The following is a 16893-nucleotide window of genomic DNA, read 5'->3' as shown; positions in this document are numbered from 1 at the left end:
CGGAACACCCCGCCCTGCATTCTTGTAAGGTAAGCCTTACTTAGGTAACCCTTTTAATCAAACTTTTGTGATGTATTTCGTGTTGAACCGCAGCTACCCGCCCGGAGGCGCCGGCGGAGCCCCACGACGCTACGCTGGCCAAGCGGGCACTAGGGGCTGCCGGTCCATCACCAGATACCAGAACTTGTGCATCAATTAGTAAGCATGCTTTTCTTGTGGGGTAGATGAACCTCCGCAAGCAGTTCGCGGCGGGACTGCCGGCCATGGCGGTTCCGTGAAAGAAGCCCAAGGAAGAACATAATGACCACCGCAATGGATGAGCAGCTGATGGCGTTTGGGGAGCGCCGCGAACCGGCTGAGCAGTTTCTGGCCACCACGGTACCTGTCGACGCAGGACTGCTGGTGACCCTCAATTCGCGCATGCACTGCCGCACGCCGATGCAGCTTGTCGATCACGGAGAACTACCGGTCCGTCAGCCCGTTTACGTTGACGGAACCTCCGTGGTTGCACTGCGGCCGGAGGCGGCCGAAACCGTCACCACCTACCGCTGCGCCTGCGGCTTCACCATCGACGACCCCGGGACCGCCTGGGCGGTCAGCGATTCGGCCCTGGCCAGCTGACTCTGCTCCGAGCGCGGACGCCGGCCAGCGGCCAGCGGTCATCGCATGCGATCAGCGTGCGGGGCCGGCGGGCGGGTCAGCGCTCGGGCCAGTCCACGAACTGTTCGTAGCCCTCGTGCTTGCGGAGGTAGCTGGACATAAACGGGCAGTGCGGGATGATGCGTTTGCCGGTGGCCACCACGTCATCCAGGGCAAAATGCGCCAGCACCTTGCCCAGCCCTTGCCCTTCGAAGTCCTGGCCCGTTTCGGTATGGGTGAAGTCGATATGTCCCGGCAGGTCGTGGAAGAAGGCCTGGACAGCGAGCCTGCCGTCCACCAGGAGTTCATACCGGTGGTCCGCGTCGTTGCGCCGGAGGGTGACGTTGGGGGTGAACTTATCCTCTGTGGACATGGTGTTCTCGGTCATGGTTTGACACTGGCACTACTTCACCCCGCTGGCAATGCCCCTTCGGCCGCGCCTCCGGCGGGAGGTGGTCCGTGCCGCCGGGCCGCGCGCCGGCCGTCGCGGGGGTCTGGTTCCGGCCAATGGCCGGCGCCGCAGCGGAAACCCGCCCAGCAGGAGGATCGCCGCGGAAAAGCACAAGGTGCCGGCAGCCAGCAGCCCCAGTGACAATCCTTTAAGGGCGGCGTCTGCCGCGGGAAGGAATACCACTACGACGGCGGCCGCCGCCAAGGCTGGCCGGCTGCGGTAGGCGTATGGCGCCGTCACCCGATCCTCAAGGCGGCCGAAGGCGGCAGCCACGGGGAGCAGCAGGAGGACCAGGGCCAGGACCACCACGGGCCGCGACCACCACCATGCGGCGGTGCCGGCACCGGGCTTGGGGAACGGCACCAGGAGCAGCAGCCCCGACATCGCGCCCAGCAGCGGCAGGTGCCACAAGTACACCGTCAGGGACCGGCTGCCCGCCAGGCCTACGAGGCGGCCAATCCAGCGGACCTCGGCGAGCGACGCGAGGACCGGCCGCGCCAGCTCCATCACGGCCAGTTGGGAAACGCCCAAGAGGACCAGGGTGAGGTTGGGTGGATTGAGGTTCACCAGCATGTTGCCGGTGTACAGGCCCAGCCCCGTCACCAGGCCCAACGAAAGGTTTGCTGCCAGCGCGATGGCCAGCAGCCCGGAACGGGACAGCCGGGACGTCCAGCCGTCTGCCGCCAGGAAGCCCAGTTGCTGCACTGCGCACCACACGAACACCAGGTTCGCGTAGGCAAGGTTCGGCAGCGCCTCGCGGAGGCAATCCACGGCGACCACCAGGCCGAGGAGCAGGCCGAGGGCCAGCCAGGGGGAACGCGCATGGAGCGCCGCCAGGACCGGAATGTTCAACTGCGCCGCGAGGTAGGCGGCCAGGAACCACAGCGGCATGCCGGCGCCGGTGGCCATGAGCTGGACCACCTGAGGGTCCACCCCGAGGGCACGGGCCAACGACAGTCCCAGGACCATCGCCGCAAGCAGCGCGGTGGCCGGACGGACCAGGCGCAGGAGCCGTGCCCGGATGAACTGGGCCGCCGTCCCGCCCCGCGCCTTCAGCCGGCGCCAGGACTGCAGGCCGGTCACACCCCCGGTAACGAAGAACAGGGGCATCACCATGAAGATCCAGATGACGGGGACAAACCAGTCCTGGTCGCCAAGGGTGTTCTCCGTTGTCACGGTCCCGTCCGGGTGCAGGACCGGACTGACCATCATGGAATGGCCCACCACTACCAATGCCAGGCAGACGAAGCGGACAAGGTCGATCGCCGGATCACGGCCTGCCGTGTCCGAGTGCTTTTCGTTCCCTTGACCCCGCCGCACCGCGTGGCCTTACAGCGTCCCGGCCCTGTTCACAGCACCATTCTGCGCCTGTTGCCGGTGGTGTAGAAGGGGCAGCGGTGCCGGACTAGAGCACCGCCAGCAGGCCCAGGACGACGGCGAGCAGCGGCGTTGCGCCCTGGGTGGCGGCCGCACGGAGGTACTTGCGGCCGCTGAGGGCCAGGACCACGGCCGCCAGGAGCATGGAGCCGCAGCTTGAAAACACCAGGGTCCAGCCCGCCACGTGCTGCGCCGGGCCGGCCCCGAACACCACCAGGCCGATTCCAATCAGGGCGCCCACCGCCAGGAACAGGTTGTAAAACCCTTGGTTGTACGCCAGTGGCCTGGTGATCTCCGCATGATCCTGGGATGCGATGCTGAAGCGTTTCCAGGTGGCGGGCCGGGTCCAGGTCACGGATTCCATGGTGAAGATGAAAACGTGCAGCGCCGCGGCGAGGAAGGCAAAAGAGGGAGGCCAGGATCATGGCTTGATCCTAGCCTCCCCCGGAGTGGAGCCTTTCCTACCGTGCCAGCGTGGCCAGGGTTGCGGTGGCGAAGTCCTTGGCCGAGTGGTTCCACCGGGCCAGCAGGCCCTGCAGGTTTTCGCCGTCCGCACGGTGGGCGGGCAGCTGGTCCTGGAGGGTGGCCAGCACGCCGGTCCGCAGCTCGGTGTTGAAGTTGACCTTGCCTACGTTCATGGCCGCGGCTTTCACCAGTTCGCCGGCGGGGATGCCGGAAGCGCCGTGCAGCACCAGCGGAATGTGGACCCGGGCCGCAATGTCCTGGAGTACGTCCCAGCGCAGCCGCGGCTCACCTTTGTACTTGCCGTGGACATTGCCCACGGCAACGGCGAGCAGTTCCGCGCCGGTGCGGGACACGAAATCCTCCACCTGCGCGGAGTCGGTCAGGCCCGCAACGTCGGCGCCGGACTGGTCTGCACCGAAGGCGCGGTCTTCGTCGCCGGCCAGGCCGCCAAGTTCCGCTTCAAGCACCACGTCGGGGCCCAGCAGGGCGCGGGCCGACTTGACCAGGGCAATGTTGTCCTCGTAGGGAAGGGACGAACCGTCGGCGAGGACCGAATCCGCCCCTGCTGCGACGGCGTCGGCCATCACCTTCAAGTCGCTGGCGTGGTCAAGCTGCACGGCCACCGGAACCGCGGCCGCGTCAGCCAGGGTGCGGAGCGCCGCGATGAGCCTGAGTCCGTTCGTGGTGGCGGCGGTCTTGGGTGCCACCAGCAGGATGGCGCCGCGTCCTGATTCCTCTGCGGCACCCACCACGGCCAGTGCGGTGGTGAAGTCGTAGCAGGTGAAAGCCGGCACGGCGGAACCCTGCTGCAGGGCGGAGGTCACCAGGTGGTCCAGTCGGGTACGCATCAGACTCCCAGGCCTCCCACCAGGATCCAGGCCACGAAGGTCAGCGCGAAGCCGGCCAGGCCCAGGATGGTGGTCAGGACGGTCCACGTCTTCAGGCCGTCCGAGACGGTCAGTCCGTAGTAGCGCACCACCACCCAGAAGCCGGCGTCCGTGACGTGGGAGAGGCCCAAGGCGCCAAAGCCGATGGCGATCACGATCACGGCGATCTGGGCCGGGCTGTAGCCGCCGCCGCTGACCGCTGCGGAGAGCAGGCCGGTGGTGGTCACGATGGCCACGGTGGCCGAACCTTGGGCAGCACGCAGTGCGAGGGAAATGATGAAGCCGAGCAGCAGCAGCGGCACGCCGAGCGTGTCCAGGGTCTTGGAGAGCGCCCCGCCGATGCCGGAGACCTGCAGGACGTTGCCGAACACGCCGCCGGCAGCCACCACCATCAGGATGGAGGCGATGGGAGGCAGGGCCCCTTCGAAGATTTCACCGGTCTCCTTGAAGGACCAGCCGCGGCGGACGGCCAGCAGGAAGAAGGACAGCGCCACAGCCACCAGCAGGGCCAGGAAGGGGTTGCCGATGAAGGATGCCAGGCCGTAGAGGGGGTCGCTCTTGGGGAGGATGAGGGTGCCGGCGGTACCCAGGAGGATCTGCACGATCGGTGCGGCGATCAGGAAGATGATCAGGCCCGGGCGAGGGGGTGCGATGGCGGCAGCACCGGGGCCGTCGTGGCCCACCTTGACCAGCGAGTCGGAACCGAACTCCTCCACCTGGGTCTTCACGGCCGGCAGCAGCTCGTAGTCCTTGCGGTTCATGATGGACGCCACCCAGTAGGACAGGAAGCCGAGCGGAATGCAGATGAGCAGTGAGATCAGGGCGATCAGCCCGATGTCGGCACCCAGCACGCCGGCGCCGGCAACGATTCCCGGGTGCGGCGGAACGGCCACGTGGATGGCGAGCATGATGCCGGCCATGGGCAGGCCGAACTTGACCGGGTGGACCTTGGCGATCTTGGCGAAGGCGTAGACGATGGGCACCAGCACGATGATGCCGACTTCGAAGAACACGGGGATGGCCACCAGGAAGCCGACGGCGGTCAGTGCCACGGCCACCCGGCGTGCGCCGAGTTTGCGGGTGAAGTGGTCGGCCAGCGACTGGACACCGCCGGAAACCTCGATCATGCGGCCCAGCACGGCACCGAGCGCGATCAGGATGGCCACCTTGCCCATGGTGCTGCCCACGCCGCCGGACACCACGGTGAAGATGTCCTGGAGCGGGATCGTGGCGGCCACGGCGACCAGGATGCTGACGGTCAGCAGGGCCACGAACGCCTGGACCTTGAAGCGGATGATCATCACCAGCAGGATGGCGATGCCAACGGCGGCGATGGTGAGCAGCAGCGGGGTGCCCAGCTCCACGGCGGGCTTGATGGCCGGAGCATCGGCCGCCCGCTGTATCAGCGGGCTCATCAGGTGGTTCACGGGAAATGTCTCCTTTGACGTGCCGGTCCGGGGCAGACGGGCATCAGGTATCGCGGCGGGGATGGAACGCTGCGGAACAAAGCCGCAACGCTGGGAGGTACGACGACGGCGGAGGGGGGACCGCCGTCGTCGTACCGTTTGGGGGAAGGCGCTTACTTGGTCCGCTTGGCCGGGGCGACCACCTTGATGACGGCGGAGTCATCGGCGGCGGCGAGGCCCTGGGCCTGGCCCAGCAGGTAGAGCTGCTCGGCGGCGGCGGCAACGGGGGCGGCCAGGCCGGCGGCGCGGGTGGCTTTGCCCACGATGCCCATGTCCTTGACGAAGATGTCCAGGCGGGACAGGACCTCGGCGCCTTCTTCGTTGTAGGCCTCCAGGATGCGGGGGCCGCGGTTGGACAGCATGAAGGAACCGGCAGCGCCGGCTTCGAGGGCGGCAAGGGTCTTGGCCTGGTCCAGTCCCAGCGCGTCGGCCAGGGCCAGGGCCTCGGCGGCCGCGGCGATGTGGACGCCGCACAGGAGCTGGTTGACGGTCTTCAGGGCCTGGCCGTCGCCGGGGTTGTCACCCACCACGGTGAGCGTGGAGGCCAGCAGGTCCAGGGCCGGCGCGGCCTTTTCGCGGGCTTCGGGGGACGCGCCGACGACGATCAGCAGGTCGCCTTCGCCGGCGCGCTTGGGGCCGCCGGACAGCGGGGCGTCCACCAGGTCCACGCCGTATTCGGCCAGCTTGGCCACGGTGGCGGGGATGGCGTCGGTGCCCACCGTGCTGCCGAGGATGACGACGGCGCCCGGCTCCAGGACGGAGGCCACGCCGTTTTCGCCGAAGAGGACGTCGTTGAGCTGCTCGCCGTTGCGGACGGCCAGGAGGACGGCGTCCGCGCCCTTGGCGGCTTCGCGGGCGGTGGTGAAGGTGGCAATGCCGGATTCTTCGGCGAGCTTGAGGCGGGGCTCGGCGATGTCGAAGCCGTGGACAGTCAGCTGGGAGGCCAGGCGGGTGGCCATGGGCAGGCCCATGGCGCCGAGGCCCAGGACGGTGACGGTGTAGTTGCTGGTCATGGTGTTCTCCGTTGAATTTGTTCGGGACTCTTAGAACTTGTTGCTGAGCTTGCGGGTGACCTGGGCCAGGGAGTCGTCGTCGCCCACGTTGCCGGCGAACACGATGTACGGGATGCCCTTGGCGGGGCCGTCCACCGGTTCCCAGAGGCTGACGATGCCCGGGAGCATGGGACCGCGGACAATGCCGTGCCGGATTTCCAGGCCGTGGGCGGCGACGTCGGAGGACGTGATCCCGCCCTTGGCGATGACGAACCGCGGCGGGAAGGTCTTCAGGGTGCGGTTGACCACGTCCACGACGGCGGCGGAGACCGTGCGGGCGATCCGCAGGCTTTCGGCGGGGTCGTCCGTCTTGATCAGCAGGCGGCTGGTGTGGACGATCACGTCACCGGCGTGAAGGGCCTCGACCACGGCGTCCACCGTGCGGTCCAGGTGCTCCATGGCGTCGGGGTCGGCCGTTCCAGTTTCGGCGGCGAGGAGCTTCTCGACGTCGATCTCGATGATGTGCGCCGAGCTGTGTTCGGCGGTGAGGACGTTGAGCTGGCGGGTGGTCAGGCCGACGTGCGAGCCCACCACGATCAGGCCGCCCGCCTCCGACGGGGTGTTGCCTGCGTAGGCCTCTTCGGAAGTCAGTGCGGTGCGGACTTCCTGGCCGATCCGGCCGCGGACGAATGGCGGGCCCACGCGGTACAGGAGCTTCTTGCCGCGGCGTTCGGCCTCTTCCAGGCCCAGCGCCAGGGCGCGGAAGTCGTTCTCGGTGACGATGTCCGCCACGATGGGCGTGGAATCGGTGGCGGGCTCGATGGCGTCCGCGATCGCCTTGGCGGAGATGGCCGGGTCCTGGGCGGCGGCGCCGGCACGGATAATGTTCAGGTCCAGGACGACCACTGAGTCCGCGGGGAACCTGCCCTGGGATTTCTCAGCGACATAGTCGGCCATGACGGAGGTGCTGAAGCCGAAGGACGCATCCCTGGCGAATTCGGTCTCGGAGACGGGGAGCACAGTGCCCTTGGCGTCACCGGTGCCGCGCATGTAGTGGACGCCGCCGATGGTGAGCCGGCCGGCGTCGGGGAATGCGGGGACCAGGACCACGCCGTCGGTCTTCTCTCCGCTGACCTCCGCAACGGTGGCCGCGATGACGTCGGGCTCCAGCGGGTAGTGGCCGCGGAGGGTGGAGTCGCTGCGGCTGACGAATCCCAGCCGCAGGGAGTCGGGCGATCCTGCTGCGGTGAGGGCGTTGCGGACCACTTCCTCATTGCGCGCTGCCGCTTCGGCGGGGTCGAGGGACCGGGTGTTGGTGAGGACGTAGACCGCGGGTTTCCCCTGCGCAAAAGCCCAGGTGAAGTCCTCCACGTCCCACCTGGTGAGCACGGGGAGGTCTGCCACGGACTGGGTGCCGGTGGGGTCGTCGTCGAGCACCACCAGGACGCGGGGAACCTCTGCGTTGGAAGCGGCCAGGGTGCCGGCAACGAGTCCTGCGGGGATCTCGAGGTCTGCCGGATAGGCGGCCAGAAGGTCTGCTTCAAGCGTCACAGTGCACTCCATTGTGTAGCGATCCGGGACCCGGATACTGATGTAAAGGTAACTGTAAGATGTCTGACATCTTGCATTTGAATGTTAGTGTGGCACACGGCATAAAGACGCGCAAGTAGACTTGTCTGACATATCCGCCGGGCGTGGGCCGGAAGCAGGAAGCGGGGGAACCATGGCAAGGAAATCGCTGGTCGGCATCGTGGCCGATGAGCTGCTGGACCGCATCATCGAAGGCGAGTTTCCGCCCGGCGCCACGGTTCCCGGCGAACTGGAACTCAGCGCCCGCCATGAAGTCAGCCGCATGACGGTCCGTGAAGCCATGAAGACGCTCCAGGCCCAACAGATCCTCAGCGTCGAACGCGGGCGGGGGACGTTCGTCAACCCCCTGAGCCGGTGGACATCGCTGGAAGCGGTGCTGCGGGCGGCATCGGAAGGCAAGAACGACGCCGACGCCTCCATCCAGCTCATCGAGCTCCGCCGGATGCTGGAAACCGGAGCCTGCGAACTTGCCGCCGGACGCATCTCGGAGGAGGACATTGCCTCCTTGTTCGCCTACGTTTCCGCCATGAAGGCCGCCAACAGCATCAACGACGTCGCAGCGTTCGTAGAAGCCGATCTCGGCTTCCACGACGTCATCCTGCGCGCCTCGGGGAACGTCTTCGTCTCGGTCCTGTTCGAGCCGCTGCACCGCGTCCTGGAAAAGCGGCGCGCCGAGACTTCGGCGGTACCGGCCATCCAGGAACACGCCATCGGGCACCACCAGAACATCGCCGAGGCCCTCGAGTCCCGCGACCCGGCCCGCTCCCGCACCGCCATGGACGCCCACATGCAGCAGACCCTGGACGACCTGCGGAACCTGGTCCTGCCCGCCAAGTGAGTCCGCGGGCGGCCTGTATGAAGGGGGCCCGCCCCTCTGGTCAACGCTCTCGCAGTGCCACTAGGCTTCAGGAACGGCCCGCAACCGGGAGCAACGATGATCACGAGGAGCGAAGTTGTCCAACCACACGTACAGCATTTCTGAAATTGTCGGCACCTCCACCGAAGGCGTGGACGACGCGGTCCGGAACGGGATCGCCAAAGCCTCCCAGACCCTCCGGAACCTCGACTGGTTCGAGGTGAAGGAAATCCGCGGCCACCTGGAGGAAGGCAAGGTCGCGGACTGGCAGGTAACCATCAAACTCGGCTTCCGGCTGGAAGATCACTGAGCACTCCAGCCTTAACGCCGGGAGGTCGTGAAGCACTGGCTTCACGACCTCCCGATTTCAAGCTTGGTGCCCCGGGCTCGTGCCTTAGTTGGCTGTTCCCGGGCTGCGGCGCCGCCAGACTGTTGGAACGCCGTCGAACGCGGGGAAAACCTGGCCTTCGAAGAAGGACAGGACGGTGCGGGAATCGGAGTCCGGGCTCCAGAGTCCGGAGGCCGGGCAGTGCGAACCCGTGGCTGTGGACGTGGCACCGGCGGAAGCCTGGCGTTCCTTCAGCAGTGCGATGCGTTTCATCGTTGAGACCATCCTGGGGTGATAAGAACCGGGCGGGAAAGCTTGCTCTTCAACCCTAGGAAACAGCCGGCCGAAGCCCAATGGGCGGCTGGCCAGAATCGGTGCCATTCGCTGGACGAATGTACAGTTACCGCGCCCTTGCCGCCCCGCTTAGTCCGCCGGGCCGCCGTCGGCCGCCGTGGCTGCGGCCCGCAGCGTGCTTGCATCCCCCGCACCAGGAGCACTGGGCGCACCCAGGCTGCCAAGCAGGGCCAACGCGTCCGACGACGGCGAGCCCGGACGGGCCGAATACACCCGCAGCATCTGGTCGGGATCCTCCGGCAGGACCAGGTTCTCAAAGTTCAGTTCCAGGTCGCCCACCGCCGGATGGTGCAGCCGGACAGTTCCCGCCGCCCTGGTGGCCACCCGGTGCCCGGCCCACCACTGGCGGAAATGCTCGCTGTTCACGGCCAGCTCCCCACCAGGTGGTTGGCCTGGGGATCGTTGGGATGCCGGCCCACGTCGAGCCGAAGGGATCCGGCGGCTTCGGCAGCCACTGTCTTCCAGTCCCTGAAAAGCTCCCGCGCCGCTGGATCAAGGATGGTCCAGCGGGTGAGGTTCCGCTCCGCCGCAGGCAGTGCCGGAAAATCGGTGAACAGCAGGAACGCCATCCGGTTGCCGGCCAGGACATCGCTGCGCCGGCCCAGTACCAGGGCGGGAACCTCCCCCACCGCGTCGAGGAGCTGGCGCAGCGCGGGCCGGACACCCTGCGCAGCCGCCGTGCCGGCCTCGCGCGGACCACCGGCGCAGTTCTCCAGCAGGTCCAGCATGTGCGCGTGCTCGCTGCTGTCCAGCCGCAGCGCCCTTGCCACGGCGTCCAGGACGGTACGTGAGGGGTGGATGTTGCGCCCCTGCTCCAGCCGGACGTAGTAGTCGGTGCTGACCCCGGCCAGCCGCGCCACTTCCTCCCGCCGCAGGCCCGGAACCCTGCGGGCACCGGTGCTGGGACCCGTTCCGGCAACCTCCGGACTCAGCCGGGACCGCATGGCTTTGAGGAATTTTCCGAACTCGGCGCTTTGACCCATGCAGACCATTCTGCCCGGGAAGGGTGCCCCGCTCCACCCAAAAGGTAGGACTGGGAATCCTAGGAAAAACAGGAACAGCCTTGCCTGCTGACTTGTCGGGCAAAAGTGCATAGGCTCAGGAGTGAGCCAGCGGAAACCGCTTTCTTCGTCGAGCAGCCGGCACCGATCCACATCACCATCGTCCTAGGAGCACACCCATGTCAGAGCTGACACTCAACAACGGCGTCACCATCCCGCAACTTGGCTTCGGCGTTTTCCAGGTTCCGCCGGAAGACACCCAGCGCACCGTGGAGGACGCCCTTGAGGCCGGCTACCGGCACATCGATACCGCCGCCGCCTATCGCAACGAGGCCGGAGTGGGTGCGGCGCTGGCCGCCACCGGCATCGACCGCGACGAGATCTTCGTAACCACCAAGCTGCGCAACGGCGAGCAGGGCCGCGCGCAGGAGGCCTTCCAAAACAGCCGCAAAGCACTGGGCCTGGACTTCATCGACCTCTACCTCATCCACTGGCCGGTCCCCTCACAGGGTTTGTTCGTCCAGGCGTGGAAGGAGATGGAGCGGCTGTACCAGAACAAGGAAATCCGCGCGATCGGGGTCTCGAACTTCCTCTCCGACCACCTGGACACCCTGCTGGAGTCCGCCGAAACCGTCCCTGCCGTCAACCAGATCGAACTGCACCCCAGCTACCAGCAGGCGGACCTCGCCGCAAAGTGCCGGGACCTGGGCATCGCCGTGGAGGCGTACAGCCCGCTGGGCCAGGGCGGGGACCTGAACGGAAACGCCGTCACCGCGATCGCCAGCGCCCACGAGGCCACCACTGCCCAAGTGGTACTCGCCTGGCACCTGGCCCAGGGAAACATCGTCATCCCCAAGTCGGCCAACCCCGGCCGGATCCGGGAAAACTTCGCGGCATCATCGCTCACGCTCTCCACCGACGAACTGGCCGCCATTACGGCACTTGAGTCCGGTGCCCGCATCGGGTCCGATCCCGCCGTCGCGGCCTTTACCCAGATGTAGTTTCGACAAGCCCGACCACCGGGCCGACAAGCTCCACCACCGAAAGGATCTTCCGTGCAGTACACCCACCTGGGCCGCTCCGGCCTGAAAGTCTCCCGCCTCTGCCTTGGCACCATGAACTTCGGGCCGCAGACGGAGGAAGCGGACGCCCACAGCATCATGGACTCCGCGCACGCGTCCGGCATCAACTTCTTCGACACCGCCAACGTGTATGGCGGGGCAGACCACCGCGGCTGGACCGAGGAAATCATTGGGCGCTGGTTCGCGAAGGGCGGCGAGCGCCGGGAGAACACCGTCCTGGCCACCAAGCTCTACGGCACCATGACGGACCGGCCCAACGAGTCCAAGCTCTCGGCACTGAACATCCGCAGGGCCCTGGATGCGAGCCTCAAGCGGCTGCAGACGGACTACATCGATGTGTACCAGTTCCACCACATCGACCGTGACACACCGTGGGACGAGATCTGGCAGGCCATCGAGGTGGCGGTGCAGCAGGGCAAGATCCTGTACTCCGGCAGCAGCAACTTCGCCGGCTGGCACATCGCCCAGGCCCAGGAAGCGGCGCGGCGCCGGAATTACACCGGGCTGGTCAGCGAACAGTCCATCTACAACCTGTTCATGCGGCAGGTGGAGCTGGAAGTCATCCCGGCGGCGCAGCAGTACGGCCTGGGCCTGATCCCTTGGTCCCCGCTGCAGGGTGGCCTGTTGGGCGGTGTGCTGAAGAAGGAGCGCCAGGGCGTGCGGCGTACCGAAGGCCGTGCCGCCGAGACGCTGAAGAAGCATGAAGACCAGATCCGCCAGTACGAGGACTTCGCCGACGAACTGGGGCACGAACCGGGCGACGTCGCACTGGCGTGGCTGCTGCACCAGCCCGCCGTGACCGCCCCGATCGTGGGCCCGCGCACGCAGGAACAACTGGATGCCGCCATCCGCGCCCTGGACGTCACTCTCGACGCAGACGCGCTCAAGCGGCTCGACGACATCTTCCCCGGCCACCGCACGGCACCGGAAGACTACGCGTGGTAAATCCCCTTGCGGCCGGCACGGTGGCGCCAAGGAACCTCCTTTCGTCGGCGGCACCGGGGTCATCAGCGCGGCGGCGGCAGAACACGCCGTCGCGCTGGGCCACCGGCTGACCATCCTGAACCGGGGCCAATCCACCAGGCCGGTTCCGGACGGGGCTGAAGTGCTGCACGCGGACGTCCGTGATGCGGCCGCCGTCCGTGAGGTGCTGGGCGGCAGGGAGTTCGACGCCGTGGCGGACTTCATCGCCTATACCCCGGACCAGGCGCAAACCAGCATGGAACTGTTCCGGGACCGGGTGGGCCAGTACGTCTTCATCAGCTCCGCCTCTGCCTACCAGAAGCCGCCCACCAGGCTGCCCATCTTGGAGTCCACGCCATTGAAGAATCCCTTCTGGCAGTACTCCCGGGACAAGATCGCGTGCGAGGAACTGTTGTTCCGGGCCTACCGGGAAGAGGACTTTCCGCTGACCGTGGTCCGGCCGTCGCACACCTACGACCGCACCAAAATCGCCATGGTGGGCGGCTGGACGGACATCCACCGGATGCGGAGCGGACTTCCGGTCATGGTGCACGGCGATGGCACCTCACTGTGGACGCTGACGCACAGCAAAGACTTCGCCAAGGCGTTTGTTGGCCTGCTCGGAAGGCCCCAGGCGGTGGGTGAAAGCTACACCATCACCTCCGACGAATACCTGCCGTGGAACCAGATCTACCGGCTGTTCGCCCGGGCGGCAGGCGTCCGTGAACCCGAACTGGTGCACGTGGCATCCCAGACCATCGCCGCGCACGACCAGGAACTGGGCTCAAACCTGCTGGGCGACCGGTCCCACTCGGTGGTCTTCGACAACACCAAGATCAAATCCCTGGTCCCGGACTACACGGCCACCATCCCGTTCGCGGACGGAGCCCGGGAAATTGTCCGGTGGTACGACGCCCACCCGGAGCTGCAGCAGGTCAACGAGGCCTATATGCAGCTTTCGGACAAGCTCACCGGCTGGGCCCGGCAAGGCGCCTGATCCGTACCTGCCGGTGTGGCCGGCCTGCCGCACCATCCCGCGGCAGGCCGGCCACATTGCCGCTGTGCTAGATTTCGGCGCATGACCTCACCCCCTCCCAGCCATCCTGCCGACGGGCCTGTCGCCGCCGCCATCGAACTCCTGGCAAAGCAGGGTTTCGATGCGACGTCTGTTGAGGAACTCGCGGAGGCCTCGGGCATGAGCCGCAGCACGTTCTTCCGGAGGTTCGGGTCCAAGGAGGATGTGGTCTTCGCTGACCATGAGCGCATCCTGCAGCAGGTGAACAACCGGCTGGCGGACTCGCGGCTGGAGCCCCTGGCCGCCGTGGCGGATGCGGCACTCCTGGTGTTCGACCACCATTTGCGGAACCGCGAAACGTCCCTGGCCCGGTACGGTCTGCTGCAGGCGGTGCCGGCCCTCCGGGACCGGGAACTGGTCACCTCCCACCGGTATGAGCGGGCCTTCCTGCGGTACCTCAATGACAACCTGCCCAAGGACGGCCACCGCGAGTACGCCGCCGTTGCCTTCGCCGCAGCCGTGGTGGCCGTGCATAACGCCTTCCTCCGGCAATGGCTTCGCGCGTCCCCCGCGCCCGGGGAATCCGGGCAGCCTGACAGGGCCCGGGCGGCAGCCCTCGCGAGTGAACTCGCAGCGCTGGCCGATACGTTCCGGCCAATCCTCCTCGGTCCTGGCGCCACTGTTGACACCACGGATCAGAAGGCGGCCACAGTCGTCGTCACCGTGCTCGCCGGCCCGGCGGACAAGGATGCCATCGCCCAGGCGGTCCGCGATGCCTTGCCCTGACGCCCGGGCACGCAATTTGGCACGGAGTTTCTTGACGTGGGACTGCGTTTCAGTGCATTCTTAGTCGGTGCGGCGTGAGCCACATCACCCGGGCGGCCCGCAGCCGCCGCTGAACCAGAGGATGCAGACATGACGACGACGTCGCCCAGCCCGGCACCCACCGTCACCGGCGGTGCGCCGGACTTCCCGGCCGGGACGGTGGAACCCGAGTACCTTCTCACCGAGGCCCTCGGCACCGATCCCGCCTCGGTCTTTGCCGGCATCAACACCGAAGACCGAAAGTACTGGGACCGTGCCCGCCGCTTCGTCCAGGAGGAAGTCCTCCCTGTCATCGACGGGTACTGGGAGCGCGGTGAGTACCCGCTGCACCTCCTGCACCGCCTCGGCGAACTTGACCTGCTCCGCGACGGCATCGCCGTGGACGGCTTCGAACCGATGAGCAGCATGGCCGCCGGACTGGTGAACATGGAAATCAGCCGCGGGGACGGATCCGTGGCCACCATGATCGCGGTCCAGGGCGGCCTCGCCCTGCGGTCCGTCGCGGAGTGCGGATCCGAGGCGCAGATGGAACGCTGGCTGCCCGCGATCGCCCGCGGAACCGAGTATGCAGCCTTTGCCCTCACGGAGCCCACCCATGGATCCGACTCCGTGGCCCTGGAAACTACGGCGACCCGCACTGACGGCGGATTCCTGCTCAATGGCGAAAAGAAGTGGATTGGCAACGGCTCCATCGGCGGCGTCAGCGTTGTCTGGGCGCGCGGTGACGATGGCCAGGTGCACGGCTACCTGGTCCCCCAGGATTCCCCCGGCTACGCCGCCACCAGGATCGAGGGCAAGCTGGCCCTTCGCGCCATCTGGCAGGCCCACATCCGGCTGGAGAACGTCTTTGTGCCCGAAAGCAACGTCCTGCCGGGCGCACGCACGTTCAAGGACACGGCCCGCGTCCTGTTGGCGACCCGGCTCGGTGTGGCCTGGTCCGCCGTCGGGCATGCCACCGCCTGCTACGAGACGGCCGTCCAGTACGCCAAGCAGCGCAAGCAGTTCGGCCGGCCCTTGGCCGCCTCCCAGATCATCCAGGAGCGCCTGGCTCGGATGCTCAGCGAACTGGCCACCATGCAGCTCATGGTGGTGCAGATGACCCGGCTCGACGAAGCCGGAACGCTGACCCCGGAGCAGGCCTCGCTGGTCAAGTACACCTGCACCCGGACGGCCCGCGGGATCGCCTCGAATGCCCGCGACCTGTTGGGCGGCAACGGCATCCTGCTGGCCAACCGGGTGGCCCGGCACCTGGCCGATATCGAAGCGATCCATACCTACGAAGGCACCGAAACCGTGCAGGCCCTGATCATCGGCCGCGGCATCACAGGTGTCTCCGCCTTCGCCTGACCCCTGCCGGCCGACTTTGGCCGCCCCATCGTCCCGAAAGGATTGTTCTTGAACCAGAACGCCAACATCCCCGTCATCCTCGGCGGCGCCCGGACTCCCTTCGGCAGGTTCCGCGGCGGCCTCACCCCCTTCTCCTCAAGCGAGCTGGGCGCCCACGCGATCCGGGCAGCGCTGGAACGGACGGGCGTGGCCCCGGAACTCATCGGAGCCGTCATCGTGGGGCAGGTCATCCAGGCCGGCGCCGGCCAGGGCCCGGCGCGGCAGGCCAGCCTGGCCGCCGGCATCGGCTGGGACGTTCCCACCATCACCATCAACAAGCTCTGCCTGTCCGGCCTGACGGCAGTCATTGACGCCGCCCGGATGATCCGCACCGGCGAAGCCGACTTCATTGTCGCCGCCGGCCAGGAATCAATGACCAACGCACCGCACCTTGTGCCCGGGCTTCGCGCCGGCGTCGTCATCGGCGATGCCCCCATGCTGGACTCACTGAACCACGACGGGCTCCAGGATCCGGTGAGCGGCAAACTGATGGGCGAGGCAACTGACGCCGGAAACGTCGAACGCGGGATCACCCGTGCCGAGCAGGACGCCGTGGCCGCCCGCTCCCACCAGCGCGCCGAAGCGGCGCGCGCTTCCGGTGTCCTGGCAGAGGAAATCGCGCCGATCCAGGTACCGCAGCGCAAAGGCCCCGCCCTGACCCTTGAGCACGACGAGGGCATCCGGCCGGAAACCACGGCCGAATCGCTGGCCCAGCCCGGCCTGCCTTCTCAAAGGATGCCGCAGCCACCATCACCGCCGGCTCGGCGTCGCCTCTGTCCGACGGCGCGGCCGCACTGGTGATTGCCAGCAAGGCAGCCGCCATCGCCGCGGGGCTGGAATGGATCGCCGAGATCGGCGCGCACGGCCAGACTGCCGGCCCGGACGGATCACTGCACTCCCAGCCCGCACGGGCCATCGAGCGCGCCCTCAAGGTCGAGGGCCTCAGCACGCAGGACCTCGACCTGGTGGAAATCAACGAGGCCTTCGCCTCGGTCCTGATCCAGTCCGCGAACGATCTTGGCATCGACGCCGAAACGGTAAACGCCGAGGGCGGGGCGATTGCCCTGGGCCACCCCGTCGGCGCCTCGGGCGCCCGCCTGGTGCTGCACCAGGCGTTGGCACTCAAACGGCGCGGCGGCGGCACCGGCGTCGTAGCCCTCTGCGGGGGCGGCGGCCAAGGCGACGCCCTCATCCTCAAAGCCTGACCCTCCCACCA

At 67.4% G+C, this 16893-nt stretch carries 14 protein-coding genes and 4 pseudogenes; 9 read left to right on the top strand and 9 right to left on the bottom strand.

Annotation, left to right across the window (positions count from 1 at the left end):
- The first annotated feature begins 300 nt into the window (after positions 1-300).
- Positions 301-621 carry a hypothetical protein gene (locus ACX5I6_RS07115; protein WP_461839988.1) on the top strand — a complete coding sequence of 107 codons (321 nt, stop codon included), beginning with the start codon at positions 301-303 and terminating at the stop codon, positions 619-621.
- 76 nt (positions 622-697) lie between these two features.
- Here the strand turns inward: ACX5I6_RS07115 and ACX5I6_RS07110 are convergent, their stop codons facing one another.
- From ACX5I6_RS07110 to ACX5I6_RS07080, 7 genes and pseudogenes are all read right to left on the bottom strand, one after another.
- Positions 698-1027, bottom strand: coding sequence for a GNAT family N-acetyltransferase (locus ACX5I6_RS07110; protein WP_018763726.1), 330 nt, complete (start codon positions 1025-1027; stop codon positions 698-700).
- Positions 1028-1042: 15 nt separating this feature from the next.
- On the bottom strand, positions 1043-2410 hold the full coding sequence (locus ACX5I6_RS07105) for an acyltransferase family protein (protein WP_461839987.1): 1368 nt from the start codon (positions 2408-2410) through the stop codon (positions 1043-1045).
- 85 nt (positions 2411-2495) lie between these two features.
- A pseudogene (locus tag ACX5I6_RS07100) lies at positions 2496-2892 on the bottom strand (DUF1304 domain-containing protein).
- A 36-nt stretch (positions 2893-2928) separates the two neighbouring features.
- Complete coding sequence (locus ACX5I6_RS07095) at positions 2929-3780, bottom strand: class II fructose-bisphosphate aldolase (RefSeq protein WP_461839986.1); 852 nt, start codon at positions 3778-3780, stop codon at positions 2929-2931.
- Positions 3780-5246: a GntP family transporter gene (locus ACX5I6_RS07090; protein WP_461839985.1), complete on the bottom strand. Its 1467-nt coding sequence runs from the start codon at positions 5244-5246 to the stop codon at positions 3780-3782. The genes ACX5I6_RS07095 and ACX5I6_RS07090 overlap by 1 nt, the downstream gene beginning before the upstream one ends.
- 152 nt (positions 5247-5398) lie before the next feature.
- The gene (locus tag ACX5I6_RS07085; protein WP_285246898.1) at positions 5399-6298 is read right to left on the bottom strand and encodes an NAD(P)-dependent oxidoreductase; all 900 of its coding nucleotides are present in this window, start codon (positions 6296-6298) and stop codon (positions 5399-5401) included.
- 30 nt (positions 6299-6328) lie between these two features.
- The gene (locus ACX5I6_RS07080; protein WP_461839984.1) at positions 6329-7828 is read right to left on the bottom strand and encodes a four-carbon acid sugar kinase family protein; all 1500 of its coding nucleotides are present in this window, start codon (positions 7826-7828) and stop codon (positions 6329-6331) included.
- Positions 7829-8000: 172 nt separating this feature from the next.
- Here ACX5I6_RS07080 and ACX5I6_RS07075 point away from each other — a divergent pair, with 172 nt between their 5' ends.
- Both ACX5I6_RS07075 and ACX5I6_RS07070 read left to right on the top strand, forming a co-directional pair.
- The gene (locus tag ACX5I6_RS07075; RefSeq protein WP_018763733.1) at positions 8001-8705 is read left to right on the top strand and encodes a FadR/GntR family transcriptional regulator; all 705 of its coding nucleotides are present in this window, start codon (positions 8001-8003) and stop codon (positions 8703-8705) included.
- Positions 8706-8820: 115 nt separating this feature from the next.
- On the top strand, positions 8821-9033 hold the full coding sequence (locus tag ACX5I6_RS07070; RefSeq protein WP_018763734.1) for a dodecin: 213 nt from the start codon (positions 8821-8823) through the stop codon (positions 9031-9033).
- A gap of 84 nt (positions 9034-9117) precedes the next feature.
- Here ACX5I6_RS07070 and ACX5I6_RS07065 read toward each other — a convergent pair whose 3' ends face one another.
- On the bottom strand, positions 9118-9324 hold the full coding sequence (locus ACX5I6_RS07065) for a hypothetical protein (protein ID WP_018763735.1): 207 nt from the start codon (positions 9322-9324) through the stop codon (positions 9118-9120).
- A gap of 150 nt (positions 9325-9474) precedes the next feature.
- Positions 9475-10388: pseudogene (locus ACX5I6_RS07060) on the bottom strand (helix-turn-helix domain-containing protein).
- A 197-nt stretch (positions 10389-10585) separates the two neighbouring features.
- Here ACX5I6_RS07060 and ACX5I6_RS07055 point away from each other — a divergent pair.
- The 6 genes and pseudogenes from ACX5I6_RS07055 (at position 10586) to ACX5I6_RS07030 (ending at position 16882) form a co-directional block, all read left to right on the top strand.
- Positions 10586-11407, top strand: coding sequence for an aldo/keto reductase (locus ACX5I6_RS07055; RefSeq protein ID WP_461839983.1), 822 nt, complete (start codon positions 10586-10588; stop codon positions 11405-11407).
- 54 nt (positions 11408-11461) lie between these two features.
- The gene (locus ACX5I6_RS07050) at positions 11462-12433 is read left to right on the top strand and encodes an aldo/keto reductase (protein WP_285246893.1); all 972 of its coding nucleotides are present in this window, start codon (positions 11462-11464) and stop codon (positions 12431-12433) included.
- Positions 12427-13448: pseudogene (locus tag ACX5I6_RS07045) on the top strand (NAD-dependent epimerase/dehydratase family protein). The gene ACX5I6_RS07050 and the pseudogene ACX5I6_RS07045 overlap by 7 nt, the downstream one beginning before the upstream one ends.
- A gap of 81 nt (positions 13449-13529) precedes the next feature.
- The gene (locus ACX5I6_RS07040) at positions 13530-14252 is read left to right on the top strand and encodes a TetR/AcrR family transcriptional regulator (protein WP_461839982.1); all 723 of its coding nucleotides are present in this window, start codon (positions 13530-13532) and stop codon (positions 14250-14252) included.
- 129 nt (positions 14253-14381) lie between these two features.
- A complete protein-coding gene (locus tag ACX5I6_RS07035) occupies positions 14382-15638 on the top strand; it encodes an acyl-CoA dehydrogenase family protein (protein ID WP_461839981.1) in 1257 nt (418 codons plus the stop codon).
- A gap of 48 nt (positions 15639-15686) precedes the next feature.
- Positions 15687-16882 (top strand): annotated as a pseudogene (locus ACX5I6_RS07030) (acetyl-CoA C-acetyltransferase).
- The last annotated feature ends 11 nt before the right edge of the window (positions 16883-16893 follow it).

The organism is Arthrobacter sp. MMS24-T111 (assembly GCF_054888995.1).
Note: the sequence above shows the minus strand (reverse complement) of the source record. Positions and strands in the feature narration are given on the sequence as shown.